Origin of the sequence: Streptomyces sp. NBC_01296, assembly GCF_035984415.1 — a bacterium.
Lineage (GTDB): Bacteria > Actinomycetota > Actinomycetes > Streptomycetales > Streptomycetaceae > Streptomyces.
The window spans coordinates 4,811,073-4,836,101 of record NZ_CP130720.1 but is presented as its reverse complement, the minus strand read 5'-3'; the positions used below and the strand labels follow the sequence as shown (position 1 = coordinate 4,836,101).

Annotated in this window: 30 protein-coding genes; 9 read left to right on the top strand and 21 right to left on the bottom strand. The window is 72.5% G+C overall.

The features are described 5' to 3' along the window. Positions 1–99 precede the first annotated feature (99 nt). Both OG299_RS21975 and OG299_RS21970 read left to right on the top strand, forming a co-directional pair. Positions 100–1,161: a C40 family peptidase gene (locus OG299_RS21975; protein WP_327362367.1), complete on the top strand. Its 1,062-nt coding sequence runs from the start codon at positions 100–102 to the stop codon at positions 1,159–1,161. 275 nt (positions 1,162–1,436) lie between these two features. Further along, positions 1,437–2,723, top strand: a complete 1,287-nt coding sequence (locus OG299_RS21970; protein WP_266628050.1) for a PP2C family protein-serine/threonine phosphatase — start codon at positions 1,437–1,439, stop codon at positions 2,721–2,723. Positions 2,724–2,754: 31 nt separating this feature from the next. On the opposite strand, the gene OG299_RS21965 is transcribed toward OG299_RS21970, so the two are convergent. The 5 genes from OG299_RS21965 to OG299_RS21945 all read right to left on the bottom strand — a co-directional run bounded on the left by OG299_RS21965 (position 2,755) and on the right by OG299_RS21945 (position 5,163). Then, positions 2,755–3,102 (bottom strand): DUF2516 family protein, encoded by a 348-nt coding sequence (locus tag OG299_RS21965; protein ID WP_266628048.1) that lies wholly within the window; start codon positions 3,100–3,102, stop codon positions 2,755–2,757. Positions 3,103–3,246: 144 nt separating this feature from the next. Then, positions 3,247–3,822: a hypothetical protein gene (locus OG299_RS21960; RefSeq protein WP_266628046.1), complete on the bottom strand. Its 576-nt coding sequence runs from the start codon at positions 3,820–3,822 to the stop codon at positions 3,247–3,249. 26 nt (positions 3,823–3,848) lie between these two features. Then, positions 3,849–4,247 carry a helix-turn-helix domain-containing protein gene (locus OG299_RS21955; protein WP_266628044.1) on the bottom strand — a complete coding sequence of 133 codons (399 nt, stop codon included), beginning with the start codon at positions 4,245–4,247 and terminating at the stop codon, positions 3,849–3,851. A 51-nt stretch (positions 4,248–4,298) separates the two neighbouring features. Beyond that, positions 4,299–4,718 carry a VOC family protein gene (locus tag OG299_RS21950; RefSeq protein ID WP_327362366.1) on the bottom strand — a complete coding sequence of 140 codons (420 nt, stop codon included), beginning with the start codon at positions 4,716–4,718 and terminating at the stop codon, positions 4,299–4,301. 10 nt (positions 4,719–4,728) lie between these two features. Next, positions 4,729–5,163: a helix-turn-helix domain-containing protein gene (locus OG299_RS21945; RefSeq protein ID WP_266628042.1), complete on the bottom strand. Its 435-nt coding sequence runs from the start codon at positions 5,161–5,163 to the stop codon at positions 4,729–4,731. Between the two features lie 102 nt (positions 5,164–5,265). On the opposite strand from OG299_RS21945, the gene OG299_RS21940 reads away from it, so the two are divergent. Then, a complete protein-coding gene (locus OG299_RS21940; RefSeq protein WP_327362365.1) occupies positions 5,266–5,805 on the top strand; it encodes a hypothetical protein in 540 nt (179 codons plus the stop codon). Between the two features lie 17 nt (positions 5,806–5,822). Here the strand turns inward: OG299_RS21940 and OG299_RS21935 are convergent, their stop codons facing one another. The 3 genes from OG299_RS21935 to OG299_RS21925 form a co-directional block, all read right to left on the bottom strand. Further along, positions 5,823–6,599, bottom strand: coding sequence for a putative protein N(5)-glutamine methyltransferase (locus tag OG299_RS21935; protein WP_327364571.1), 777 nt, complete (start codon positions 6,597–6,599; stop codon positions 5,823–5,825). 60 nt (positions 6,600–6,659) lie between these two features. Next, positions 6,660–7,904 carry a GNAT family N-acetyltransferase gene (locus tag OG299_RS21930; RefSeq protein WP_266628038.1) on the bottom strand — a complete coding sequence of 415 codons (1,245 nt, stop codon included), beginning with the start codon at positions 7,902–7,904 and terminating at the stop codon, positions 6,660–6,662. Between the two features lie 62 nt (positions 7,905–7,966). Then, positions 7,967–8,575, bottom strand: a complete 609-nt coding sequence (locus OG299_RS21925) for an RsiG family protein (protein WP_266628036.1) — start codon at positions 8,573–8,575, stop codon at positions 7,967–7,969. A 162-nt stretch (positions 8,576–8,737) separates the two neighbouring features. Between OG299_RS21925 and dtd the strand changes: the two genes are divergently transcribed. Beyond that, positions 8,738–9,163 (top strand): D-aminoacyl-tRNA deacylase, encoded by a 426-nt coding sequence (gene dtd / locus OG299_RS21920; protein ID WP_266628034.1) that lies wholly within the window; start codon positions 8,738–8,740, stop codon positions 9,161–9,163. Between the two features lie 31 nt (positions 9,164–9,194). Here the strand turns inward: dtd and ygfZ are convergent, their stop codons facing one another. The 13 genes from ygfZ to OG299_RS21860 all read right to left on the bottom strand — a co-directional run bounded on the left by ygfZ (position 9,195) and on the right by OG299_RS21860 (position 19,169). After that, a complete protein-coding gene (ygfZ, locus tag OG299_RS21915) occupies positions 9,195–10,163 on the bottom strand; it encodes a CAF17-like 4Fe-4S cluster assembly/insertion protein YgfZ (protein ID WP_266628033.1) in 969 nt (322 codons plus the stop codon). 33 nt (positions 10,164–10,196) lie between these two features. Next, on the bottom strand, positions 10,197–10,652 hold the full coding sequence (locus OG299_RS21910) for a Fur family transcriptional regulator (RefSeq protein WP_266628031.1): 456 nt from the start codon (positions 10,650–10,652) through the stop codon (positions 10,197–10,199). A gap of 78 nt (positions 10,653–10,730) precedes the next feature. Beyond that, a complete protein-coding gene (locus OG299_RS21905; RefSeq protein ID WP_327362364.1) occupies positions 10,731–11,303 on the bottom strand; it encodes a heme-binding beta-barrel domain-containing protein in 573 nt (190 codons plus the stop codon). A gap of 274 nt (positions 11,304–11,577) precedes the next feature. Continuing rightward, entirely contained in the window at positions 11,578–12,462 is an 885-nt protein-coding gene (locus OG299_RS21900; protein WP_327362363.1) for a hypothetical protein, read from the bottom strand. After that, positions 12,459–13,343: a hypothetical protein gene (locus OG299_RS21895; protein ID WP_327362362.1), complete on the bottom strand. Its 885-nt coding sequence runs from the start codon at positions 13,341–13,343 to the stop codon at positions 12,459–12,461. The genes OG299_RS21900 and OG299_RS21895 overlap by 4 nt, the downstream gene beginning before the upstream one ends. After that, positions 13,340–14,119: a hypothetical protein gene (locus tag OG299_RS21890; RefSeq protein ID WP_327362361.1), complete on the bottom strand. Its 780-nt coding sequence runs from the start codon at positions 14,117–14,119 to the stop codon at positions 13,340–13,342. The genes OG299_RS21895 and OG299_RS21890 overlap by 4 nt, the downstream gene beginning before the upstream one ends. A 113-nt stretch (positions 14,120–14,232) precedes the next feature. After that, complete coding sequence (locus tag OG299_RS21885; protein WP_030300849.1) at positions 14,233–14,496, bottom strand: DUF3099 domain-containing protein; 264 nt, start codon at positions 14,494–14,496, stop codon at positions 14,233–14,235. A 119-nt stretch (positions 14,497–14,615) separates the two neighbouring features. Then, positions 14,616–14,906, bottom strand: coding sequence for a DUF1416 domain-containing protein (locus OG299_RS21880; RefSeq protein ID WP_327362360.1), 291 nt, complete (start codon positions 14,904–14,906; stop codon positions 14,616–14,618). 58 nt (positions 14,907–14,964) lie between these two features. Next, entirely contained in the window at positions 14,965–15,810 is an 846-nt protein-coding gene (locus tag OG299_RS21875; RefSeq protein WP_327362359.1) for a sulfurtransferase, read from the bottom strand. A 210-nt stretch (positions 15,811–16,020) separates the two neighbouring features. Beyond that, positions 16,021–16,104 (bottom strand): putative leader peptide, encoded by an 84-nt coding sequence (locus OG299_RS42785; protein WP_350206375.1) that lies wholly within the window; start codon positions 16,102–16,104, stop codon positions 16,021–16,023. Positions 16,105–16,266: 162 nt separating this feature from the next. Further along, on the bottom strand, positions 16,267–16,977 hold the full coding sequence (locus OG299_RS21870) for an LmeA family phospholipid-binding protein (RefSeq protein ID WP_266628017.1): 711 nt from the start codon (positions 16,975–16,977) through the stop codon (positions 16,267–16,269). Between the two features lie 118 nt (positions 16,978–17,095). Next, the gene (locus tag OG299_RS21865; protein ID WP_442817596.1) at positions 17,096–18,241 is read right to left on the bottom strand and encodes a hypothetical protein; all 1,146 of its coding nucleotides are present in this window, start codon (positions 18,239–18,241) and stop codon (positions 17,096–17,098) included. Positions 18,242–18,914: 673 nt separating this feature from the next. After that, a complete protein-coding gene (locus tag OG299_RS21860) occupies positions 18,915–19,169 on the bottom strand; it encodes a MoaD/ThiS family protein (RefSeq protein WP_030300859.1) in 255 nt (84 codons plus the stop codon). A gap of 451 nt (positions 19,170–19,620) precedes the next feature. Between OG299_RS21860 and OG299_RS21855 the strand changes: the two genes are divergently transcribed. The 5 genes from OG299_RS21855 to OG299_RS21835 all read left to right on the top strand — a co-directional run bounded on the left by OG299_RS21855 (position 19,621) and on the right by OG299_RS21835 (position 25,005). Continuing rightward, positions 19,621–20,436, top strand: coding sequence for a response regulator transcription factor (locus tag OG299_RS21855; RefSeq protein WP_266628014.1), 816 nt, complete (start codon positions 19,621–19,623; stop codon positions 20,434–20,436). Between the two features lie 24 nt (positions 20,437–20,460). Further along, positions 20,461–21,483 carry a LacI family DNA-binding transcriptional regulator gene (locus tag OG299_RS21850; RefSeq protein ID WP_030300863.1) on the top strand — a complete coding sequence of 341 codons (1,023 nt, stop codon included), beginning with the start codon at positions 20,461–20,463 and terminating at the stop codon, positions 21,481–21,483. 163 nt (positions 21,484–21,646) lie between these two features. After that, on the top strand, positions 21,647–22,765 hold the full coding sequence (locus OG299_RS21845; protein ID WP_327362358.1) for a S1C family serine protease: 1,119 nt from the start codon (positions 21,647–21,649) through the stop codon (positions 22,763–22,765). 51 nt (positions 22,766–22,816) lie between these two features. Next, the gene (locus OG299_RS21840; RefSeq protein ID WP_266628009.1) at positions 22,817–23,569 is read left to right on the top strand and encodes a response regulator transcription factor; all 753 of its coding nucleotides are present in this window, start codon (positions 22,817–22,819) and stop codon (positions 23,567–23,569) included. Further along, on the top strand, positions 23,566–25,005 hold the full coding sequence (locus tag OG299_RS21835; RefSeq protein ID WP_327362357.1) for a sensor histidine kinase: 1,440 nt from the start codon (positions 23,566–23,568) through the stop codon (positions 25,003–25,005). The genes OG299_RS21840 and OG299_RS21835 overlap by 4 nt, the downstream gene beginning before the upstream one ends. The last annotated feature ends 24 nt before the right edge of the window (positions 25,006–25,029 follow it).

Genomic DNA, 25,029 nt, shown 5'->3' with positions numbered 1-25,029 from the left:
CCCGAAGGCAGTGCAAAGTTACTGATGAATAGTCAGATGCGATGCCGGATCCGGCGTTGATTCGGCGTCGGGTCGGGCTCGGGGCACCTTGGGGGGACCATGGGGACCGTGGAGCGTAGGCGGCGCAGCGGTGCGTCCGCTCTCACGCTGCTGTGTGCGACGGCGCTGCTCGCCGTGGCGGGCATGAGCGGTACGGCGCAGGCGGCGCCACTGCCGGAGCCGGGCGTCAAGTCCCTCGAGCAGGTGCGCAAGGAGATCGACGAGCTGTACCGCCAGGCGGGCACGGCGACGGACGCGTACAACCTCGCCGACGGCGAGGCCAAGGCCCAGTCCGCCAAGATCGTCGAGATCGCGAAGCAGGTGGTGGCGGGGCAGGACCGGATCACGGCCCTCAAGAACCGCGCGGGGGCCGCCGCACGCGCCCAGTACCGCTCGGGCGGGATGCCGGCCGGCGCGCAGCTGGCCCTGAGCAGCAGCCCGAGCCAGTTCCTCGACGGGGCGGACCGGATCCGGCGGGGCGAGAAGGCCGCCACGGACCTGATGTCCGAAATGAACCGCACGCAGAGCGACTTGCAGCAGTACGCGAAGGACGCGACCGCGCAGTGGGAGAAGCTCGAAGCCAACCGGATCAAGCAGGAGACCTCGAAGAAGCAGATCGAGGAGAAGATCAAGGCGGCGGAGGCGCTGGAGAGCAAGCTGCAGGCCGAGGAGAAGGCCCGGCTGATCCAGCTCGAGCAGGAGGCCCAGTACAAGGCGCAGTCGGCATGGCTGTCGACGGGCGTGCTGAAGGAGATCAACAGCTCGGCGTCGGAGTCGGGGAAGAAGGCGATCCAGTACGCGACGGCGCAGATGGGCAAGCCGTACGTGTGGGGCGCCGTGGGACCGGACTCGTTCGACTGCTCCGGCCTCACCTCGCAGGCCTGGCGGGCCGCGGGCAAGGGCATCCCGCGCACCTCGCAGGAGCAGCTGCGGCTGCTGCCGAAGGTCGCGATCAAGGACATGCGGCCGGGCGACCTGATCATCTACTTCGACGACGCCAGCCATGTCGGGATGTACGTGGGTGACGGCGCGATCATCCACGCCCCCCGCCCGGGCCGCAACGTCACCCTGACGGGCGCGGGCTCGATGCCGATCAAGGCAGTGGTCCGCCCGGACGCGTAACCGCTGCCGGCGGGCCGCGGCCACCGGCCGTGAGGGGTCTGCGACGCGGGGTGGGAAAGGCCGTGGCGGAGGGAACCTGCGGGGGGGTTCCGGGCGTCTCGCCAGGCGGGACGGCGACGGCCTCCGCCGTGACGTTGGTCATTCAGTAAGGCGCATTCCCCCGCGATAACGGCATATGACAGCGGCCCTGGCCCGGAACACCATTCCGTTCTGCGGCCACCGACCGCTAGGGTCGGCCGGACGCACCCTCGGGGGGAGGGAAGGAACCGGAGACGATGGCCGTACCCGTACCGCGGCAGAGGGAGACCCCCGCCACGGAGAGCGCTCAGGCCGCTCAGCTGCCCGCAGCCCCGCACGCCACCACACCCCAGGCGTCCCTGACCCTGCTGGTGATCGAGGACGACCCCGCAGGCGGGCTCACCGTGCCCGAGATCCTCGACGCCGACCGGCACCGCATCCGCCTCCGCACCGCCCGCAACCTCACCGAGGCCGCGCGCCTGCTCACCCACGACGTGCACTGCATCCTGCTGGACCTCTCCCTCTCCGGTACAGGGTCCACCTCCGGCGGCTCCCGTACCGCGGTCGTCGACCAGCTGGACACCCTGCGCGAGGTGCTCCGGATCGCGCCCCGCCACGCCGTCCTCGTCCTCACCGCCGAGGCCGATGCCGAGCGCGCCGCCGAGGCCGTCCGGGTCGGCGCGCAGGACTTCCTCTTCCGCGACGAGCTGGACGGCCGGCTCCTGAGCCGGGCGATCCGCTACGCCGTGGAGAGAAAGCGCGCGGACATCGCCCAGTACAAGCTTGCAGAATCGAAACTTCGGGCCCAGGAGAACGCCCGCCTCGAGCGCGGCCTGCTCCCCAACCCCCTCCTCGAGGGGTCGGACCTCCGATTCGCCGCCCGCTACCGCCCCGGCCGCAGCCGCGCCCTCCTCGGCGGGGACTTCTACGACACCGTCCGCACCCCCGACGGCACCGTGCACGCCATGATCGGCGACGTCTGCGGCCACGGCCCCGACGAGGCCGCCCTCGGCGTCGAGCTCCGCATCGCCTGGCGCGCCCTGACCCTGGCCGGCCTGTGCGGCGACGACCTGCTGGCCACCCTCCAGGAGGTCCTGGAGGTGGAGCGCCCCTGCGAGGAGATCTTCGCGACCCTGTGCACGGTGGACATCTCCCCCGACGGCCGCCGCGCGGGCCTGTGCCTGGCCGGCCATCCGGCGCCGCTGATATCCCGCCCGGGCCGCCGCGCGCAGCTGCTCCCGTACGAGAACAGCGGGCCGGCGCTCGGCCTGCTGCCCAAGGCCCGCTGGCCCCGCCGCCAGGTCGAGCTGGGCGGCACCTGGAGCCTGATGCTCTACACCGACGGCCTGATCGAGGGCCGCATCGGCGAGGGCAAGGAGCGGCTCGGGCAGGACGGGATGGTCGAGATGATCAACCGGCACCTCGCAGAGGGTCTGAGCGGCGAGGGCCTGCTGGAGGCCTCCGTGACCGAGGCCCGGCGCCTCAACGGCGGCGAGCTCACCGACGACGTGGCCGTGGTGCTGCTCTCCCGCGCGGAGGGTTAGCCGCGGGTTAGCCGAGGGCCGTCGGGGGGGGTCAGCGCCCGCCGTTGTACGGGCCGTACGGACCGTCGCTGCTGCTGCCGCCCTTGCGCCGGCCGCCACCGCCGCCGCCCGAGACCTGCTTGAGGGCCGGGCGTACGTCGACGAGGAACACGATGGTGGCCACGAGGCCGGCGATCTCCAGGAACAGCATCCCCAGGAAGAAGTCCACCAGCACGGTGACCCCGAGGATGACCAGCCAGAACGTCTTGGTCTGCTTGTCGGCGGCGCGGTACGCGTCCTCCCGCGCCAGCAGCGCGAAGACGAAGGCCACGACGGCGAGTGCCAGCATGGCGAACCCGAGCAACGGAAGTACTCCGTTATCGAACCCGTTCATCAACATCGCCTCGACCGCCTTCTCACGCTTCGCACGCCGGATGCCGCCTGCCTCCACGCTACCGGCAGAGCGGCCCTCGCAGACCACAACGGGCCGGACACCCCGCAGGTGCCCGGCCCGCCGTCACGGAAACCGTTTCCGGTCCGCGAATCAGCTCTCGTCGCCCGCCAGTGCGGGGGCCTTCTTCGTGTTGTTCCTGCGCACCGTGGACTTGCGGGCGGCCGGCTTCTCCTCGTCGGAGCCCGCGGCCTCGGCCGAGGCGTCGGCGGCGGGGGCATCCGCCGGCTCCTTCTTCGGCTCGACGGCGACCGCGATGTCGACGATCTCCTCGGAGACCTCGCCCCGCCAGGTCCGTACCGCCTGCTCGCCGTGCTCGGCGACCTTGTCGTACGTCTCCTTGGCGCGCACGGCGTACTCGGCGGCGACGCCGACCCCGCGCAGCGCCAGGTCCTGCGCGGTCTCCCCGAGCTTCTTCGGGTCGATCGCGGTCAGCACCTCGGCGAACTTGGCGGTGACCGCCTCCTGCGCCTCCCTGGCCTTCTCCTGCACGATCTTCGGGTCGGTGTTCTTCACGGCCTCGATGCGTGCGGGTGCCTCGGCGCGCAGCTGCTCGATGAGCCCGGGCACCTTCTTCGCCTGCTGCACCGCGAGGTCGGCGGTGCCGGCGGCGAAGTAGAGCGGAGTCGGGTCGGTGAGGGTCTTCTTCAGGTCATCGGCGATGGCCATGTGGCTGGTCCTCCCGGATCAACAGTTCAGTTCGTAGGGTGCATGTCGGTGTCGTCGTCCGCGCCGGCCGGGCCGGCCTCGGTGGCGTTCTCCTTGCGGAACGAGTCGTAGATCTGGAGCAGCACCTGCTTCTGCCGCTCGTTGATCGACGGGTCGCCGAGTATCGCGGCCCGCGTCTCCACCTCGTCGCGATCCCGCTCGTCGAGGATCCCGGCCTGCACGTACAGCGTCTCCGCGGAGATCCGCAGCGCCTTGGCGAGCTGCTGCAGGATGTCCGCGCTCGGCTTGCGCAGCCCGCGCTCGATCTGGCTCAGGTACGGATTCGACACCCCCGCCGCGTCGGCCAGCTGCCGCAGCGAGAGCTGGGCCTGCCGCCGCTGCTCGCGGAGGTATTCGCCGAGATTTCCGACGTTGAGCGTTGCCATGCCCCGATCCTGCCGGACTCTGCTAACTATTGCAAGCGACTGCTTGCAAAATCACCCACCGGAGCGCGGCTGGTTGAAGCGCAGCATGTTGCCGGCCGGATCGCGGAAGGCGCAGTCGCGGACCCCGTACGGCTGGTCGATCGGCTCCTGGAGCACCTCGCCCCCGGCGGCCCGGATGCGCTCGAAAGCGGCATCGACATCGTCGGTGGAGAAGATCACGCCCCGCAGCATGCCCTTGGCCAGCAGCTCGGCCATCGCCTGCTTGTCGGCCGGCGAGGCGTTCGGGTTCGCGGCCGGCGGTTCGAGGACGATCTCCACGTCCGGCTGCGCGGGCGAGCCGATGGTCACCCAGCGCATCCCCTCGAACGCCACGTCGTTGCGGACCTCCATGCCGAGGGCGTCGCGGTAGAAGGCGAGCGCCCTGTCGTGGTCGTCGACGGCGATGAAGCACTGGGACAGCTTGATCTCCATGCCGTCGACGCTACGGGCGGGCGGCGGATTCCGCTTCTCCGCCCGCGGCCGTTCCCTTCCTGACCGGCCGGGTGTGGATCTTGGCGATGCACGCCGGGATGGCCGCGCCGGGGCCGTGGCCGCGGGCCCGGTAGGCGCTCGGGGTCTCGCCGACCAGCTCGGTGAAGCGGGAGCTGAACGACCCCAGCGAGGTACAGCCGACCGCGAAGCAGACCTCCGTCACGCTGAGGTCGCCGCGCCGCAGCAGCGCCTTGGCGCGCTCGACGCGGCGGGTCATCAGGTAACCGTACGGGGTCTCCCCGAAGGCGGCGCGGAAACTGCGGGAGAAGTGCCCGGGCGACATCAGGGCCACGCGCGCCAGCGCCGGGACGTCGAGGGGCTGCGCGTAGTCCCGGTCCATCGCGTCCCGGGCCCGCCGCAGCCGTACGAGGTCCTCGAGGTTCACCCTGCCAGCCTAAGGCGGCGCCGGCGGGAGACCCCGACGGGCCGCGGGCAGGATCCGGCGGCCGCCGTGCAGCGGGACCGGCGCGGTCCGTACGCTCACGGGATGACCGCACCCAAGACCGTCGAGGCGTGGCACCGGGTGGAGTCCCGCGCGGACCTCGTCGCGTACCTGCTTCTGCTCTCTGCCGAGGACGAGGCCGCCCGGGCGCACCGGGGGATCGACGGCTTCCTGTGGGGCTGGGTGACGGTACTGGACCGCCACCTCGACGGCACCGCCGCACTCGGCGGCGGCTGGCGCGGGCTGGCCTGCCAGCTGTACCGGGCGCGCACGGCCGAGCCCCGCCAGGACCCCGCGCTCGCCGAGCCCCCGACGGACGAGGACGCGGTGTCGGACGCCGCGGACCTGCGCCGGTACGTGGCGACGCTGGCCGTCGACTTCGCGCGCGACCGGCGGGAGATGCACGCCCGCGCCGCCCGCGGCCTGTGGGCCGGCGACGGCGGGAGCTGGGCGCACGGCACCCCGCACGCCTGGCTCGACAGCTGGGCCGCATGGCTCGCGGCCACGCCCTGGGCCCACGAACTCGAGCCCGTCACCTGGCGGTCGATCGCCGAACAGCTCTCGGCCGCACAGATATACGAGTAGGCGCGGACGCTGCCGACCTAGGCCGCGCGGGTGCCGATCACCACCGTGGCGTGCAGTTCCTCCGAGGTGGTCGCGCGGACCGCCAGGCCCGCCGCCGACAGGGCCGAGGCCGTCTGCGGGGACTGGCGGGCGCTCGTCTCGATCAGCAGCCGGCCGCCGGGCGCCAGCCAGGGCAGGGCCCCCGCCGCGACCCGGCGGTGGATGTCCAGGCCGTCGGCGCCGCCGTCCAGGGAGGCCAGGGGCTCGTGATCGCGGGCCTCCGAGGGGAGCAGCCCGATCTCCTCCGTCGGTACGTACGGGGCGTTGACCACCAGCAGGTCCACCCGGCCGCGCAGCGAGTCGGGGAGCGCCGCGTACAGGTCGCCCTCGTGGACCCGCCCGCCGTACGGGGCCACGTTGAGCCGCGCGTACGCCAGCGCCGCCGGGTCGATGTCCGCCGCGTGCAGTTCCACCCGGGAGCCCAGCTGCGCCGCCACCGCCGCGCCCAGCGCGCCGACCCCGCAGCACAGGTCCAGCACCACCGCGTCCGCCCGGGCCAGGGCCACGGCCTCCTGCACCAGGAACTCGGTGCGCCGGCGCGGTACGAAGGCCCCCTCGCCCACGCGCATGCGCAGTCCGCAGAACTCCGCCCGGCCGACGACGTGTTCCAGCGGTTCGCCGCCGACCCGGCGGGCCACCAGGCCCGCCAGGTGACCGTCGTCCTCGGCGGCAGCCGTCAGCAGCTCCGCCTCCTCCTCCGCGAAGACGCAGCCCGCCGCGCGCAGGGTTTCCACAATCGAAGCCACGTAGTTCAGCTCACTTCTCGTTCGTGCGTCAACGATCCCATGCCGTGTCGTACCGTCCGGCCTGCGGGATCAGAACGTCGTCGGGCACCACGGGCGGCGCGCCGTGCGGAACACCGCGTCCGCGAGCGCCAGCGCCCCCGGCCGCTCCTCCGTGATCCGCCCCAGCGCCCCGAGCCGTACCGCCGATTCGTCGCCGAGGTACAGGGAGCCCAGCTCCGACACGTCGAGGCGCAGGTCCGCCGGCTCCTCGGTGACCTTGCACTCCCCCGTGCCCGCGTCGAGCCGGTAGCGGCCCGCGGCCGGCCCCGCCGCGTCCGTCACCTCGAGTACGAGGACCCCGGGCACGGCGTACGTCCGCGCGCCCAGGGCCCGTACGACGTCGATCACCCGTACCCACAGGAAGTCCGAGGCGGTCACGATCGTGGCCGAGCGCGGGTCGGGCAGCAGGTGCGGGAGGAGGTCGTCGGGGGCCCGGTAGCCGGTGCGGACCTTCAGCACCCAGTCGATGGAGCACAGGAAGTGCCACAGGGCGCGCTCCGCGTCCGGGGTGACCGCGATCAGCTCCGTGACCTGCACGGTGTTGAGCGGGACCTTCCCGTCCGTCCAGTGGTCGTCGGCCGTGTACACGGCGAGGCCGGCCGGCTCGCCGTCCGCCGTCCGGTACACGGCGTGGAACTTGTCCTTGTACGGGCGCAGCGACGTCTCCTCCAGCCCGCAGGCCAGGCGCCACCATCGCTCGTTGCGGCTGACCGTGCCGGGCGAGACCGCCCGCAGCCGCTCGTGCAGGGCGGGGCCGATCGCGTGCGCCTCGGCCACGTCCACCAGCTCGATGCGGGCGCCGTCCGCGGGCCCGGACCAGCGCGGGTCGAGCCCAGCGCGGCTCACGTCGATCTCCCACTCGGTGATCGAGGCCGCGGACCCGTAGCCGTACCGCCCGTAGATCGGGTACTCGGCGGAGATCAGCGTGGACACCACGTCGCCGCGGGCCTGCGCGGCCGCCAGCTCGGCGGCCATCATCCGGGTCAGCAGGCCGCGCCGGCGGTGCGTGGGCAGCACGGCGACATTGGTGACGGCGCTCGCGGGCACCACCCTGCCGCCGGGCACGGTCAGCTCCTGGGCGAAGGAGCGCAAGGTGGCCGCGCAACGGCCGGTGTCGGCGTCGAAGGCGCCCAGCGTGCGGTCCAGGTCGGTGTGTTCGGCCCGCTGGGCGAGGTCGGACTCGGTGACACGGTCAGGGCGCAGGAAGCCGGTGTTCACGGCTCGGAGCCACTCGGGGAGTTCGGATGCGGCGATCGGCCGGACGTCTGCACTCATAACCGGCCACGCTAACCGCAGCCCCCGGCCGAGTCGCCTGAATTTCCCTGCGCCCGACGCGCTTACGCCAGCAGGTCGTCCACCTGCGCCTCGCCCTCCCGGTAGCGCCGGGTGATCTCCGCGCTGCAGTCGTCCGCCGTGCGCTGCAACTGCCGGCGGCGCCACGAGACCTGCTGCTCGTAGCGCACCAACCGGCCCATCGCCTCGTGCAGTTCGCCGTCGGTACGGGCGTCCAGGTCCGACAGCTCCACGTCGGACAGCATCTCCGCGGCCAGCAGCCGGAACTCCTCGCTGTGCGGGGTGCCGAGCGTGACGTGCCGGGCAGAGGCGCTGCGGCTGGAGGGCGCGTCGGCGAGGATCTCCGAGAGCCGGTCGACCACCGGCGGCTCCGGGGTCACCGGCGCCTCCGGGTCGCTGCGCCGGGCCAGTTCGGCCCGCAGGATGTCGATCCGGCCCTGGAGGAGCCTGCGTACGTAGCTCAGATCGGCCTCGTCGCGCTGCGCGTCGCGGCGCAGCGTGCGCAGTTCCCGCAGCCCGAGCGAGATGGCGGGCGTGGTCAGCGCCTGCTCCTCGCCCGTGCGCTGTGCGGGTGGTCTGACCGCGCCTGCCGCAGTGGCCGCGGCTGATGCCGGTACGGGTGATGCAGGTACGGAGGTACCAGAAGTATTCATGTGAACGTGTCCGTCCCCTCGACCGGTGCATGGGGTCTCGCCGGACCCGTGGGACCGGAGGGAAGCACCGCCTGCGTGCATCGTGCCACTCTCCGTGGTGCCGGTGCAGTCCCACGCCACCCGATCGGCCCCTGATGGGTGCACGCCTGATACACAGGTGGTATGCGAGCAGTGGTGCAGAGGGTGGACGGCGCGAGCGTCGTCGTGGCCGGTGAGACCGTGGGCGAGATCGTCGGCGAGGGGCTGTGCGTGCTGGTGGGGGTGACCCACGACGACACCCCGGAGAAGGCGGCGCAGCTGGCGCGCAAGCTGTGGTCCGTACGGATCCTCGAGGCGGAGAAGTCCTGCAGTGACATCGATGCGCCGCTGCTGGTGATCTCGCAGTTCACGCTCTACGGGGACGCCCGCAAGGGCCGCCGCCCCACGTGGAACGCGGCGGCGCCCGGCGAGGTGGCCGAGCCGCTGGTCGACGAGGTCGTCCGGCAGCTGCGCGCGCTGGGGGCGACGGTGGAGACGGGCCGGTTCGGCGCGGACATGCGCGTCTCGCTCACCAACCACGGCCCGTTCACCCTCGTCATCGACATCTAGGACCGGCATCCAGGACCGGCGTCCAAGGCCGTTACGGCGCTACGACGACCTCCTGCGCGGCGGCCGTCTTCCCGGCCAGCAGCGGGGCGTCGACCGGCACGTTCCGCTTGACCAGCGCCAGGGCGATCGGGCCCAGCTCGTGGTGGCGGACCGCGGTGGTCACGAAGCCCAGCTGGCGGCCGTCCTCCCCGTCGGCGGCGAGCCGGATCGGGGTGCCGTGCGCCGGGAGGAGCACCTCGGAACCGTCCAGGTGCAGGAAGACCAGGCGGCGCGGGGGCTTGCCGAGGTTGTGGACGCGGGCCACCGTCTCCTGGCCGCGGTAGCAGCCCTTCTGGAGGTGCACGGCGGTGCCGATCCAGCCCAGCTCGTGCGGGATGGTGCGGTGGTCGGTCTCCAGGCCGAGCCGCGGCCGGTGCGCCTCCACGCGCAGGGCCTCGTACGCGAGGAGCCCGGCGGCCGGGCCGTGCGCGGCGGCGAAGGCCTCCAGCTCGGCGCGGGGCACGAAGACGTCGCGGCCGTGCGCGGTCTCCCGTACGGCGTACTCCTTGGCGACCTCGGCGATGGAGCCGGCCGGCAGGTGCACGACGGCGAAGTCGGCGGTGCGGTCGGCCACTTCGACGCGGTAGAAGAACTTCATCGACTCCAGGTAGGCGATCAGCGCCTCCTGCGTGCCGGGCTCCACGTGCGCCCACACGGTCTCGCCGTCGTCGACGAGGTAGAGCGCGTGCTCGATGTGGCCGTTGGCGGAGAGGATCAGCGCCTCGGTGGCCTGCCCGGGCGGGAGTTCGGTGAGGTGCTGGGTGAGCAGCAGGTGCAGCCAGCTCAGCCGCTCCGGTCCGGTGACGGTGACGACTCCGCGGTGCGAGAGGTCGACGAAACCGCGGCCGTCCGCGAGGGCGCGTTGTTCGCCGTACAGCTCTCCGTAGTGGGCGGCGACGCCCTCGTCGCGGCCTTCGGCCGGTACGGCGCCGGGGAGATGGAGCAAGGGGCTGCTGGTCATGCCACCAAGCCTACGACCCGGCCCGGCCCGCTCCTATGCCGGAGCGTCCTGCTGCTTGGCGGCGCACTTCTTGCAGAGTCCGAAGATCGCGAAGTGCTTCATGTCGGTCTCGAAGCCGAAGGTGGCGCGCAGCTTCGCCGTGAACTCGGCGGCGACGTCCACGTCCGCCTCGATCACCTCGGTGCACTCGCGGCAGACCAGGTGGATGTGGTGGTGCCGGTCGGCGAGGTGGTACGTGGGGGCGCCGTGCCCGAGGTGGGCGTGCGAGACGAGCTTCAGCTCCTCCAGGAGCTCCAGCGTGCGGTAGACGGTGGAGATGTTGACTCCGGAGGCGGTCTTGCGCACGTGCGCGAGGATCTCGTCCGGGGTCGCGTGCTCCAGCGTGTCGACCGCTTCCAGCACGAGCTGGCGCTGCGGGGTCAGCCGGTACCCGCGCTGCCGCAGGTCGGTCTTCCAGTCAGCACTGCCGGTGTCTCCGATGCTCCCCACCCGGCCAGTGTAAGCGCGCGAAGGGGACCACGGGCCGGCCCGTGGTCCCCTTCTTGCACAGTCTGTGGAAAGCCACCGTCAGCGGAAGAAGGCGATGCCGTCGTCCGGCATGTCCGGGAGGTTGCGCGCCATCTCGGCGACCTCCTCGGGCGTGACGACCTTCTTGAGCTGGGCCGACATGTACGGGCGCAGCTCGACGTCCGGCGTGGCCTTCTCGCCGACCCACATCAGGTCGCTCTTCACGTAGCCGTAGAGCCGCTTGCCGCCGCTGTACGGGCCGGAGGCCGCGGTGCGCGCGACGGCGTCCGTCACCAGGTCGATCTGGGGCTTCCGGTCGGCGAGCTCGCCGTACCAGACCTCGACGACGCCCTGGTCGCGGACCATGACGATCTCGACCTTGCGGTCCTTGTCGATGCGCCAGTAGCCGGATTCGGACTCCAGCGGCCGCACCTTGTTGCCCTCGGCGTCGAGGACCCAGCTGTGGGAGGTGTACTCCAGGAAGTCCCGGCCGTCGTGGCTGAAGACGACTTCCTGGCCGAAGTTGCACTTCTCTTCACCGGGGAAGTCGAAGACGCCCGCGCCCTCCCAAGTACCGAGGAGGAAGGCGAGGGGGACGAGCCCCGGGTTCAGGTCGGACGGGATCTGGATCATGTGTGGCTGCTCAGGCGATCTGTGGGGAGGGGTTCCGGGTCCGGGAGGGCGGCCGATCGGAGATCAGCGCTGGCCCTGGTACAGCTTCTTCACTGCGAGGCCGGTGAAGGCGAGCACGCCGACGCAGACCAGAACCAGCAGGGAGGTGAAGAATGCCTCAAGCACGGGGTGCTCCTCGGAGTGATGTGGGCGTGTACGGGGCCGGTCCCCAAGCCTACTGGCCCGGGGACCGGCGCACTCCGTGAGGTAGGCCGCAGCCGCCTCCTGCGGGCGGTCAGCCCAGCAGCTGGCTCTGCAGGACCACCGTCTGGTGGAAGGGAACGGTGGCCACCTCGCCCTTGCGGGTCTGGAGGATCACGGCCTGGACGTCACCCGCCTGGAGGCATCCGAGCTTGGTCTGCTCGTCCCCGTTCGCGGGCTTGGGCTCCTGGTACAGGCTGGTGCCGCCGCTGCTGAGGGTGTAGCTGACCGCCTCCCCGGCCATGCTGGGCTGCGCGCTCTTGACCTTGCTCCAGGCCAGGTCCATCTCCAGGGCCGGGGCGCCGACCAGCTGCGTGTTGATGTCGCAGCCGCGGAAGGCGTTCACGAAGCCCGAGGAGTGGAAGCGCAGCAGGTAGACGCGGGTGCGCGTGCCGTCGGGGGTGGTCCAGCCGCGGGCCGCGATCTGGCGCAGCCCCTCGTTCTCCAGGCCCTCCTTCAGCTTCGCCCGGCTGTCGGGGGCGTACTCCTCCAGGAAGGCGTCGGTGGACACCACCTGACCCTTGTCCGCCTTGAGCCCGGCATCCGGCTCGGCGCCCTCGGGCGCCGGCAGCAGCAGACCGGTGAGCGGCGCGTAGTGCGTCTCGTCCTTGTTGTCCTTGCCCGCGGGCAGCGGGGCGCCGGCGGGCAGTGCGGGCTTGGCCAGGACCGGGTAGGCCCAGCGGCCGTCGTCCTTGGTGGACAGGCCGGGGAGGTCGGTGCGCTCGGCCCGGCCGATCCCGTACGCGACACCTGTGCCGACGGCGGCGAAGACGACGACGGCGGCCGTCCAGCGCAGGGCGGCGAACAGCTTGCGGCGGTCCTTGGGGGCGGCCGGTACGACGGTTTCCGCGTCGGGCGCGGGGGGCGCGTCGGGCGCGTCTGCCACGGGGCCGGTGTCGGCGGTGTTCTGCTCGGTCACACGGACTCCCCGGGGGACTTCAGGTGGTTCAGCTGCTGCTTGAACAGGCCTGCGGCGTCGTTCGCGGACAAGGGCTTGGGCCCGTACATCCGGAAGCTCACCAGCACATCGCCCTGGAGGGCCTCGCAGTCGATGGTGTCGATCTTGTTCTGGTCCTCCGTCTTCTCCTTGCCGAGGACCGTCAGCGCGCACTTGGCGTCGGGGAAGCCCTCGATCTTCGGCGCGTCGCGGCCGCCGCCGGTCAGCTCGAGGATCTTCCTGCTGAACTCGGAGAGCTTCGCGAGGGCCTGGGGGTCGGCCTGGGTGAGCTGGATCTCCATCACCAGCTGTTCGCTGGACCGGTGGTAGCTGCGTCCGGCCACGCCTTTGAGCTTCAGGCCGGCCAGCACCTTGTCCCGTTCCGCCCGCTCGTCGCCGGAGAGCCCGGTGCGCGCGTCCTTGACGGCCTGGAGCGCCCGCTCGCCCGACACGTAGAAGTCGTTGCCCTCGGCGTCGAGGTCGGGGCCGAGCTCGAATTCGGCGGTGACCGGCAGCAGCTTGCCCGTCAGCTCGTTCGGCGGCACGGTCGCGACCGGTTCCGGCGTACCGGTGGGCCTGGGATCGGCGCCCGCCGCGACCCAGTACCGGGTCGGCGCGGTGCGGTCGGCGTCGGCGATCCGCCCGGCGGCCCAGAGGGCGCCTCCGGCGAGGACGGCGATGCCGAGCCCGCCCGCGATCAGCGCCACGGTCCGGCGGCTCCGCGCCCGCGGCGCGGCGGCCTGCGTCACCTCGGAGGCAGTCGCCTCGGGGGCAGTCACCTCGGTCGCTGCGGCCGGCTCGGTCGCCTCAGCCGGCCCGGTCGCTGCGGCCGTCACGTCCTTGCTGTCCTGCAGGTCGCTCACAGCCGCTCCCACTGTCGCTTGGCGATCTCGACGACGTCCTTCTCGTCGAGGACGCCGCGGTTGTTCATGTAGCTGATCTCCATGACGATGTCGCCGCGCCGGGCGAGGACCCGGGCCGACTTCGTCGGGAGGTAGCCCGGCTTCTCCCGCTGCCCCGAGTCCACCCACAGGTGGCCGAAGTCGGCGGGCACGCCGGGCAGGTCCTTGCCGGAGTTGCCCGCGTACCGCTCCTCCACCAGGTAGCCGTGGGCGTGCTGGTACCAGTCGGCACCGGAGCGGTCCCGGTACTGGAAGAGCCGGACGGAGACGAAGTTCCGGTCGTCCTGCGCCCACTCCAGCTCGGCGATCCGCCGTACGTCCTGCCGGAGCTGGCTGCGAAGGCCGCCGCCCGGCTTCTCGTAGTAGTCCGCCGAGAACGCGTCCGGGGACACCGCCCCCGAGGAGCGGACCTCCACCCCGGCCGGGGCCTCGATCAGCAGCTTCGTCAGATCGTCGTCCGTCTTGTGCCAGCGGTTGGCGTTGAGGGCGCGGGCGCTCGTCGACTCGTTCGGAGCCTGCGGCTTCGGCTGGTCGATCTTCTGCTGCGCCAGCGGCGGCAGCGGGGTGGGCTCGCGGTCGTACTGGATCGCGTAGCCGGTGACCGTGCCCGCGAGCACGCCGAGTACGACGGCGCCGGCGATCAGGAGGACCGTACGGCTGCGGCTGCGGCCGCGGGGGCGGCGGGCAGCGGTCTCCTCCCCTTCCGGCTGCTCAGGAAGGGTCTGTTCGTGTTCCAAGGAAGTCCCCCCACAGGACGCGAGGCACTGGGTGGTTACCCGTGCGTACCCATGACCCGTCCGCGAGGGGAGCAGTTGTACGAATGCTGATTACGTTTTGATGTCTCGGGGTTTCAATCCTCGTGACGCCGCTTTCCGTCCAGTTCGTCCCACCACTCGTCGGACTTCGGGTCCCCCGAGGGGTCGTCCCACCAGCGGTCGTCCGGCCCGCGCCGGTTCGCGATCATCGCGGCGACCGGCGGGATGACCATGGCGACCACGCACAGGGCCACGGCCGCCTCCACCGAGAACAGCCGCACGAAGGACCAGGCGGAGACGAACAGGAAGATGCATCCGCCCATGAGGAGGAAGTAGACGCGGCGTCGCCGGGCGTACATGCCTCCAGGGTAGAGCCGCAGGCGGACGGCGCGAAGGGCCGCACCCCGTTCCAGTGGCGTCCAACCCCCTGGGGTGCGGCCCTCCGGCCGGTTCTACCGCTGCGTGCGCAGCGCGGTCGTCAGACCGCGATCGCCACGTCCGTCACGCCGCCGGCCTCGGCCACGACCACGGCGCGGTCCGCCTGGGCGCCGGGGACCAGCGCGCGCAGGGTCCACGCGCCGGTCGCCGCGTAGAAGCGGAACTGGCCGGTCGCCGAGGTCGGGACCTCGGCCGTGAACTCGCCGGTCGAGTCGAGCAGGCGCACGTACCCGCTGATGGGCTCGCCGTCCTTGGTCACCTGACCCTGGATGGCGGTCTCACCGGGCTTGAGCGTCGCGAGGTCGGGCCCGCCGATCTGTGCTCCACACATGTTCTCTGTCCTGTCCTAGAGAGGTCGTACGGTCTACGGGGCGTCGCGTGCCCGGGATCTACTTGTTGGCGCCGAGCTCGATCGGCACGCCGACCAGGGAGCCGTACTCGGTCCAGGAGCCGTCGTAGTTCTTGACGTTCTCCTGGCCCAGGAGCTGGTGCAGCACGAACCAGGTCAGCGCGGAGCGCTCACCGATGCGGCAGTACGCGATGGTGTCCTTCGACAGGTCGACCTGCTCGGCCTCGTAGAGGGCGGTCAGCTCCTCGTCGGACTTGAAGGTGCCGTCGTCGTTGGCGTTCTTCGACCACGGGATGTTGCGGGCGCTCGGCACGTGGCCGGGGCGCTGCGACTGCTCCTGCGGGAGGTGCGCCGGGGCGAGCAGCTTGCCGGAGAACTCGTCGGGCGAGCGGACGTCGACCAGGTTCAGGGAGCCGATCGCGGCCACGACGTCGTCGCGGAAGGCGCGGATCGAGGCGTCCTGCGGCTGGGCCTTGTACTGGGTGGCCGGGCGGGCGGGAACCTCGGTGCCGTCGACCAGGTCGCGGGAGTCCAGCTCCCACTTCTTGCGGCCGCCGTCGAGGAGGCGGACGTCCTGGTGGCCGTACAGCTTGAAGTACCAGTACGCGTAGGACGCGAACCAGTTGTTGTTGCCGCCGTAGAGGACGACGGTGTCGCCGTTGGAGATGCCCTTGGCGGAGAGGAGCTTCTCGAAGCCCTCCTGGTCCACGAAGTCGCGGCGGACCGGGTCCTGGAGGTCCTGCTTCCAGTCGATCCGGACGGCGTTGGTGATGTGGTTCTTGTCGTACGCGGACGTGTCCTCGTCCACCTCGACGATCACGACGTCGGCGTCGTTCAGGTGGGCCTCGACCCAGTCGGCGTCTACGAGGACGTCGCTGCGGCTCATGGTGTTCTCCTCCGGGGCAGTGTGCGGCGGGACGTGCTGTGCAGGTGCTGTGGAGCGGTCTGCGGATGCTGGGTGCTGCTGGTGCGTGCCGCTGCGGGGTGCGCCCTCGGACACTGCGCGGGGAGGCGTCAGTGGAGAGGAGGGGGCGGCTGCGGTGCGGTCACGCGGGAAGGACGGTCGTCCGGCTGATGGAGCGGAAGCGCTCACAGGTCACATGGATCGACAGAGCATGGCGGCGACGCGACACAGGTCTACTGCCCGTCGCTTCGTGAGGTCCGCCTGCTGATGCTTCATAGCCATGGATCGTAGGGACGAATCGGCCGCCCTGTCACCGGCGTGTCATATTCCGAGACAGGATCGTCCGAATAGTGGGATGAACGTGCCCCCGGGCGGCTGCCGCACCGCCTCCGGGGGCCTTCGTACGGCCCGTCCTTCTACGGATCGGACCGTACCGTCTCACGATCCGGCCAGCACCAGGTTCGAGCCGCTCAGCGTGAGGTGGACGCCGGCCTCGTCCGAGGTCAGCGCGGTCAGCTTGAGCCCGGACGGCAGTCCGCCGTCGAGCCGGCGGTCGAAGTCGGTCTTCTTGCGGACCGCGCCCTCGATCCCGGGCAGGCCCTCACCGGGCACCTCGTCGGCCCGGACCCGGACCGTCTTGCCGCCGCCCGGGGCGTCCACGAGCGTGACCGTCGACACCACGCTGGGGGAGAGCTTGCGGCCGAGGACCTCCACGGCCGCCGTGACCTTGACCTTGCCCGGCGCCCCGCCGTAGGTCACCGTCACACCGGTCTGCGAGGCCTCGGTCAGGTCCTGGTACGTGACGAGGGCCGTGCCCTCGGCCCGCTCGGCGGTGCCCCCGCTGTAGTCCCCGTTCAGCTTCACGCTGCGGAACGTGGCGTCGAGCTGCGAGAGCCGCGTCTTGCGGCCGTCCGAGACGGCCTCGACGCCCTTCAGCTTCACGTCGACGCGGTCGAGGTCGTGGCTGAGCGCTTGGGTCAGGAACGGGAACCCGTGGATGTCCACCTCCGTGCTCCCCGCCAGCCCCTGGCGGGCCTGGATGCGCTCGGCCAGCCGGTTCTCGGCATAGTTGACCGCCCAGCGGTCGGCGCCCGCGAAAAGGGCGCCCAGCACCACTCCGATGATCACAACGACACGCAGGAACCGCACGTGCCCCACCCCCTGTAGATCGGTACGTGCGTTCTAGTGGACCATGATCGGCCGTACGGGGGCCGTCAGCGGCAGTGTGATGCCTGCCGCGGTCGGCCCCCGTACGGGAGATCCGGTGTCAGCCGACCACCCGTCCGATCAGGTAGACGGCGGGAGCGGCGGCCGCCAGCGGCAGCGCGACACCGGCCGTCATGTGGACGAACTTGGACGGGTAGTCGTACGCGGCCACGCGCAGCCCGATCAGCGCGCACACCCCGGCGACCAGGCCGACCAGCGCCCCGCCCACCCCGACGGAGGTCAGTCCGCCGACCGCGATGCCGGCCCCGGTGGCCGCGGCCAGCGAGACGCCGACGGAGGCAGGCGTGGGCAGCGGCAGCGCGCGGGTGAACGCGGCGACCGCCACGGCGGCGGCGCCGACGCTGACGGCGGCGGAGTCGGCGGCCAGGTAGCCCGCGCAGGCGATGGCGAGCGCGGCGGAGGCCACCGAGGCCATGAGCCCGTACATCCGCTCGTCGGGGTCGGCGTGGCTGCGCAGCTGGAGGACCAGCGTGAGCAGCACCCAGGCCCCGAGGGTGCCGATGATCGCGCCGGGGCCGTACGAGTCGTCCACGGCGAGCACGGCGCCGTCGGCGACGAGCGCCCCGAGGAAGGCGAGGGCGATGCCCTGCCGGGCGGGCCACATGCCGTTGAGCCGGAACCAGCCGGCCGCAGTGAGCGCCTGGAGGGCGACCAGCGGGGCGAGCAGCGCGAGGTCCCCGACGGCGGCGGCGCCGGCCAGCAGCAGCCCGAGGGCGGCGGTCAGTATGGCCGGCTGCGGGCCTGGGTCGATGATCGGCGACCGGCCCTCGGCGCGCGCCTGGGCGGGGTCCACGGCCCGCACGGTGTTGCCGGCGAGGGTGGGCGGGGAGTACGCGGGCTCCTCGCCCGGGACCTCGGGACCGGCAGGGGCGTCGGCGGGCCGTGCCGCGGGGGCGGCCGTGGCGGCCGCCGGCTCCTCGGGGCCGGGGCCGGGGTACGGCAGCAGGAAGGCGGTCTGCTCGGCCGCGTCACCCACGGGGGCGGCGGCCTGCGGCGGGAGGTAGGCCGTCTGCTCGGCGGCGGACCCGTCGCCCCAGGCCGCACCGGAGCCCCCGCCCGCCGCCCAGCCGGCAGCGGGGTCCTGGACCGGGGCGGCGGGAGCCTCGTCGCGGAACCAGCCCTCGGGCGCCATGGGCTGCGCCTGCGCCTGCGGGTCGACCGCATCGGGGCCGGGATAGGGCGGCAGGTACGCGGTCTCGGCGGCCGCGGCGGCGGGCTGATGCCCGGCCGCGGCCCGGCCGGGGTACGGCGACGAGTACGGGGGCTGCGCCGCTCCGGCGGCCGCCGCAGCCTCGGGTCCGGGGTACGGCGGGAGGTAGGCCGTCTGCTCGGCGGCACCGGCCGCCTGGGGCGGGAGGTAGGCCGTCTGCTCGGCGGCGGAACCCTCGGCCCACGACGCACCCGGACCGCCGCTCGGCGTCCACTCGGCCGCGGGGGCCGGGGCCGGCGCGGCCGGCGCCTCGTCGCGGAACCAGCCCTCGGGAGCGGCCGGCTGCGGCTGCGGGTCGGCTGCCGCCGGGCCCGGGTAGGGCGGCAGGTACGCCTGCTCGGCCACGGCGCCGGACCCGTCCGGCCACGGCGCACCGGCGCCGCCCTGGGACCAGCCCTCGGGGGCCTGGGCCTGGGGGGCCTGCGCCTGGGGGGAGGGCGCCACGTCGTGGAACCAGCCCTCGGGGGCCACGGGCTGGCCGGGCAGCGCACCCAGCGGCGGCTGGACCTGCTGGACCTCCTGGACCGGCTGGTAGCCGGTGTCCCAGGTGTCCGACTGCCAGGTCTGGGTCCCGTACGGGTCCTGCTGGCGCTGCTGGTGCTGCTGGTGCTGGTGCTGTTGTTCCTCGGGAGTGCTCATCGGTTTCCGCTCACCCGCCCGCGAACGGCGGGAGCACCTCGACGGTGCCCCCCTCGGTCAGCGGAACGGCATCGTGCGGGCGCTTGCCCACGGGCTCTTCGTTCACGAGGAAGGAGCAGCGCTGCAGGACCCGGGTCAGCTCACCGGGGTGGCGTTCCCGCACGGCGTCGAGCGCCTCGGCCAGTGTCTGCGCCGAGTACGGCTCCTCCGCCGTCTTGGCCGCGGCCTTGGCCGCCGCCCAGTAGCGGATGGTTCCGGTTGCCACTGCAGCTCCTATCGTCGGCTCTTTACCGTCGGCCTCCATGATGACCCCTCCCGCCCGCTGATCCGGTGCGCCTGCGCGCGCCCGGCGTGCGCCCGGGCGGCCTGCCGTACGTCCATCGATCCGGTGAAACCGGGGCATAAGCTGGGCGTGGGGGTGGCAGGAACCACAGAAGCGCGGAGGCCGAAGCCTCGGCCCCGCACCGGCGGGTGGGCTATTCTGCTGGCGAGAGGATCCGGGCAACGTTGCCCCCGGGTCCTTTTGTGCTTTCAGCACGTTGAACGGACCGAGAACAGTGGTGTCCTTCCGGGCCTCAGGGCGCGGGGACCGGCGAGGCGCCACACGCACCACGTACGAAGCAGTACCGCGAAAGTCCTCGACGGGACCGAGGAGGAACCGACGTGATGGACCAGCGAACCGTGCAAAACCGCCCGACCTGGGCAGGTGGTCGGGCATGAGCTCACTCCTGCTGCTGACCAATGCCCTGCAGCCGTCCACCGAGGTGCTGCCCGCCCTCGGCCTGCTGCTGCACAACGTCCGGGTGGCCCCCGCCGAGGGCCCCGCGCTCGTGGACACCCCCGGCGCGGACGTCATCCTCGTCGACGGCCGCCGCGATCTGCCGCAGGTGCGCTCGCTGTGCCAGCTGCTCCGGTCCACCGGCCCCGGCTGTCCGCTGATCCTCGTCGTCACGGAGGGCGGCCTCGCCGCCGTCACCGCCGACTGGGGCATCGACGACGTCCTCCTCGACACCGCGGGCCCGGCCGAGGTCGAGGCGCGGCTGCGCCTGGCCACCGGCCGCCAGCAGCTGGGCTCCGACGACTCCCCGATGGAGATCCGCAACGGCGACCTGTCGGTCGACGAGGCGACGTACTCGGCGAAGCTGAAGGGGCGGGTCCTCGACCTCACCTTCAAGGAGTTCGAGCTCCTCAAGTACCTCGCGCAGCACCCGGGCCGGGTCTTCACCCGGGCCCAGCTGCTCCAGGAGGTCTGGGGGTACGACTACTTCGGCGGCACCCGGACGGTGGACGTCCACGTACGGCGGCTGCGCGCGAAGCTCGGCCCCGAGCACGAGTCGCTGATCGGTACGGTCCGCAACGTCGGCTACCGCTTCGTCACGCCTGAGAAGGTGGAGCGGGCGGCAGCGGAGGCGGCGGCGAAGGCCGCGGCGCAGGCGTCGGCCCAGGCGTCGGCCCAGGCGTCGGCCGGTGTCCCCCGTATGGAGGAACCTCCTGTGATCGTCCAGTCGGCAGGACGGCCTGCCCAGAGGTAGGTCACCCCGCGTAGACTCCCGAGCGTGGCCAAGGTGACGCGGGATGACGTTGCACGACTTGCGGGTACGTCTACCGCCGTCGTGAGCTACGTCATCAACAACGGACCCCGGCCGGTCGCCCCGGCCACGCGCGAGCGTGTACTCGCCGCGATCAAGGAGCTGGGCTACCGCCCGGACCGGGTCGCCCAGGCGATGGCGTCACGGCGCACCGACCTCATAGGCATGATCGTCCCGGATGCGCGCCAGCCGTTCTTCGCGGAGATGGCGCACGCGGTCGAGCAGGCCGCCGCCGAGCGCGGAAAGATGGTCCTGGTCGGGAACTCCGACTACCGGGACGAGCGCGAGGTGCACTACCTGCGGGCGTTCCTGGGGATGCGGGTCTCCGGGCTGATCCTGGTCAGCCAGGGCATGAGCGAGCGGGCGGCCTCGGAGATCGAGGCCTGGGACGCGCGTGTGGTGCTGCTGCACGAGCGGCCGGAGGCGATCGACGACGTCGCCGTCGTCACGGACGACATCGGCGGCGCGCAGCTCGCCACCCGGCACCTGCTCGAGCACGGGCACGAGTACGTCGCCTGCATCGGCGGGGTGGAGAACACCCCGTCGGTCGGCGACCCGGTCGCCGACCACGTCGAGGGCTGGCGCCGGGCGATGCAGGAGTCGGGCCGCTCGACGGAAGGCCGCCTCTTCGAGGCCCCCTACAACCGGTACGACGCGTACCGCGTCGCGCTGGAGGTCCTCTCCGGCCCGGACCGGCCGCCGGCCATCTTCTGCGCGACGGACGACCAGGCGATCGGCGTGCTGCGGGCTGCGCGGGAGCTGCGCATCGACGTGCCGGGGGAGCTGGCGGTGGCCGGCTTCGACGACGTCAAGGAGGCGGCCCTGACGGACCCGCCGCTGACGACGATCGCCTCGGACCGCCCGGCGATGGCCCGCGCGGCGGTCGACCTCGTCCTGGACGACGCCCTGCGGGTGGCCGGCTCCCGCCGCGAACGCCTGAAGCAGTTCCCGTCGGCCCTGGTGATCCGCCGCTCCTGCGGCTGCCACTGACTTTCCACGCGGCGGACTCCGTCCGTCGACCCCTGGACGGGGTGGTGACCCCCTGCACCTGATGCGGTCGGGCCGGCCGGTTCATGTCGGGCATACGCGGTTCTGTCGGGGTTCTCAGGGGGGACTCAGGAAGCTCTCATGATCCGGGGACAGAGTCGTGGTCATGACCGAGAGCTTCCGCCGCGACGGCGAGTACCCGCAGGAGAACGGCCCGGCCCAGAGCGCGCCCCTCGGCGGGGCCTACCCGCCGCCGCCCGCCTACCCGCCCCCGGCGGCGCCCGGCTGGCACGAGGCGCACCAGCCCCCGGCAGCCCCCGCAACCACCGCGCCCCCTGAGGGGCCCGCGCACGCGGCCCGGGCCAAGCGGCCCGTCGCACTGCTCGTCGCCGTGGCGCTGGCCGCCGCCGTCGTCGGGGGTGGCACCGCCGCCGCCGTGCAGCAGCTGCTCGACAGCCAGGCCCGCAGCGGCGGCGGCGTCACCGGCACCAACGTCTCGCAGTCCAACAGCGGGACCGTCTCCGGAGTCGCCGAGAACGTCAGCCCCTCCGTCGTGCGGATCGACACCCGCACCGGCTCCGGCCAGGGCACCGGCTCCGGCATCGTGGTCACCGCAGACGGCGAGATCGTCACCAACAACCACGTGATCGACGGCGCCACCGAGATCCAGGTGACGATGAGCGACGGCAAGAAGTACCCGGCCAAGACCGTCGGCACCGACCCCGACAAGGACCTCGCGCTCATCAAGCTCCAAGGCGCGAGCAACCTCAAGCCGGCCAAGCTCGGGGACTCCGACGGCCTCAAGGTCGGCGACCAGGTCGTCGCCATCGGCTCCCCCGACCGCCTCACCGGCACGGTCACCAGCGGCATCGTCTCGGCCCTGAACCGCGAGGTCAACGTGCCCAAGTCCGAGCAGCAGGCGCCCCAGCGGCAGCGGAGCAACGGCGGCTGGCCGTTCTCGTACGACGGTCAGCAGTTCAACGGGAACACCGGGTCGAACACCACCTCGTACAAGGCCGTCCAGACGGACGCCTCGCTCAACCCCGGCAACTCCGGCGGCGCCCTCGTCAACATGAACGGCGAGATCGTGGGCATGCCCTCCGCGATCTACTCCCCCTCGAGCGACGGCTCCACCGCCGGCAGCGTCGGCCTCGGCTTCGCCATCCCGGTGAACACCATCAAGGCCGACCTGGCCTCCCTGCGCAAGGGCGGTACCGGTACCGGCAACAGCGGCAGCAGCAACAACAGCGGCAGCGCCGCCGACGGCTTCGGGACCTCGTACTAGGCGTCCCGTGCGAGCCTGGTACGACCGACCACGACCCCTGGGGGACCGCAGATGAATCCGGCCGAAGGCGACCCGCACCGCATCCTCGTCGTCGACGACGAGCCCGCCGTGCGGGAGGCGCTGCGCCGCAGCCTCGCCTTCGAGGGGTACGCCGTGCAGACCGCCGTCGACGGGCTCGACGCCCTCGACAAGGCGGCCTCTTACGATCCCGGCCTGATCGTCCTCGACATCCAGATGCCCCGGATGGACGGCCTGACGGCGGCCCGCCGGCTGCGCGCCTCCGGCAGCACCACCCCGATCCTGATGCTCACCGCCCGCGACACCGTCGGCGACCGCGTCACCGGCCTCGACGCGGGCGCCGACGACTACCTCGTCAAGCCCTTCGAGCTCGACGAGCTCTTCGCCCGCGTCCGCGCCCTGCTGCGCCGCAGCGCGTACGCCGCCCCGCGGCCCGGCGGCGGCGAAGCCGAGGAGACGGACACCCTGGCCTTCGGCGACCTGCGCATGGACCTCGCCACCCGCGAGGTCACCCGCTCCGGGCGCCAGGTGGAGCTGACCCGCACCGAGTTCACCCTGCTCGAGATGTTCCTGGCGCACCCGCGCCAGGTGCTGACCCGCGAGCAGATCCTCAAGACCGTCTGGGGCTTCGACTTCGAGCCCAGTTCCAACTCCCTGGACGTGTACGTCATGTACCTGCGCCGCAAGACCGAGGCCGGCGGCGAGCCCCGCCTGGTCCACACCGTGCGCGGGGTGGGCTACGTCCTGCGCGCCGCCGGGGCCGGCGACTCCGGAGGGCCCGAATGAGCCCGGCGGCCAGATTCCGCGCGCTCCCGCTGCGCTCCCGCATCGCCCTGCTGGTGGCCACGGCCGTGGCCCTGGCCGTGGCCACCGTGTCCGCGGTGTCGTGGGTGATGGTGCAGGCCCAGCTGGGCAACCAGCTGAACCAGTCGCTGATGTCCACCAACCCGACCGCGCAGGTGCTGGAACGGCTGCGCCAGGGCTGTCCGGCCCGCCCGCCGACGCAGGCCCAGCAGGACATCGCCGAGAAGCTGAACGCCACGGTCCAGATCGTCACCGCGGACGGCAGTCACTGCTGGGTGAGCGGGCAGACCGACCTGCCGGTGACCGATACGGACGAGCAGGTCGCGGCGGGCCGCAAGGCCAAGGCGCTGCACGACGCGACGACCGACAAAGGCGTCGGGATGCGCGTCTACACCTTCGCGGCGCAGACCCAGCCCGGCGCCCCGGTCTTCGCGGTCTCGGTGGCCCGGCCGCTGGCCGACATCGACAAACCGCTGTCCACGCTGGCCTGGGTGCTGATCCTGGTCTCCGGGATCGGGGTGGCCGGCGCGGGCGTCGCCGGCCTGTGGGTGGCCCGTACGGGGCTGCGGCCGGTCGACGAGCTGACGGGCGCCGTCGAGCACATCGCCCGGACCGAGGACCTGACCGTACGGATCCCCGACGAGGGCGACGACGAGATCGCCCGCCTGTCGCGGTCCTTCAACTCCATGACGGCGGCCCTCGCCTCCTCCCAGGAGCGGCAGGCCCAGCTGATCGCGGACGCCGGCCACGAGCTGCGCACGCCGCTGACCTCGCTGCGGACCAACGTCGAGCTGCTGGCGCGCAGCGAGGAGACCGGCCGCGCCATCCCGCCCGAGGACCGCAAGGAGCTGCTGGCCTCGGTCAAGGCGCAGATGACGGAGCTGGCCGCGCTGATCGGGGACCTGCAGGAGCTGTCCCGCCCGGACGCCGCCCCGCCCGCCAGGCTGGAGGTGGTGGCGCTGCAGGAGATCGTGCAGAGCGCGCTGTCCCGGGCCCGGCTGCGCGGCCCGGAGCTGGACTTCGCGTCCGATCTGGAGCCCTGGTACGTGCGGGGCGAGGCGGCGGCGCTGGAGCGGGCGGTGGTCAACGTGCTGGACAACGCGGTGAAGTTCAGCCCGCCGGGCGGGGCGGTGGAGGTCTCGCTGCGGGCGGGCGAGCTGACCGTGCGCGACCACGGTCCCGGTGTCCCGGCCGAGGACCTCCCGTACGTGTTCGAGCGGTTCTGGCGGTCCCCGTCGGCCCGGGCCCTGCCGGGCAGCGGACTCGGGCTGTCGATCGTGGCCCGCACGGCGCAGCGCGCGGGCGGCAGCGCCGAGCTGCGCGCCCCGTCGGACGGCGGCCCGGGCACGGAGGCTCTCCTGCGCATCCCGGGCGCCCCGACCCCGCCGCCAGCCGACCGGCCGGACCCGGCCGCCTAGCCGGGACCGGGCCGGGGCCGGACA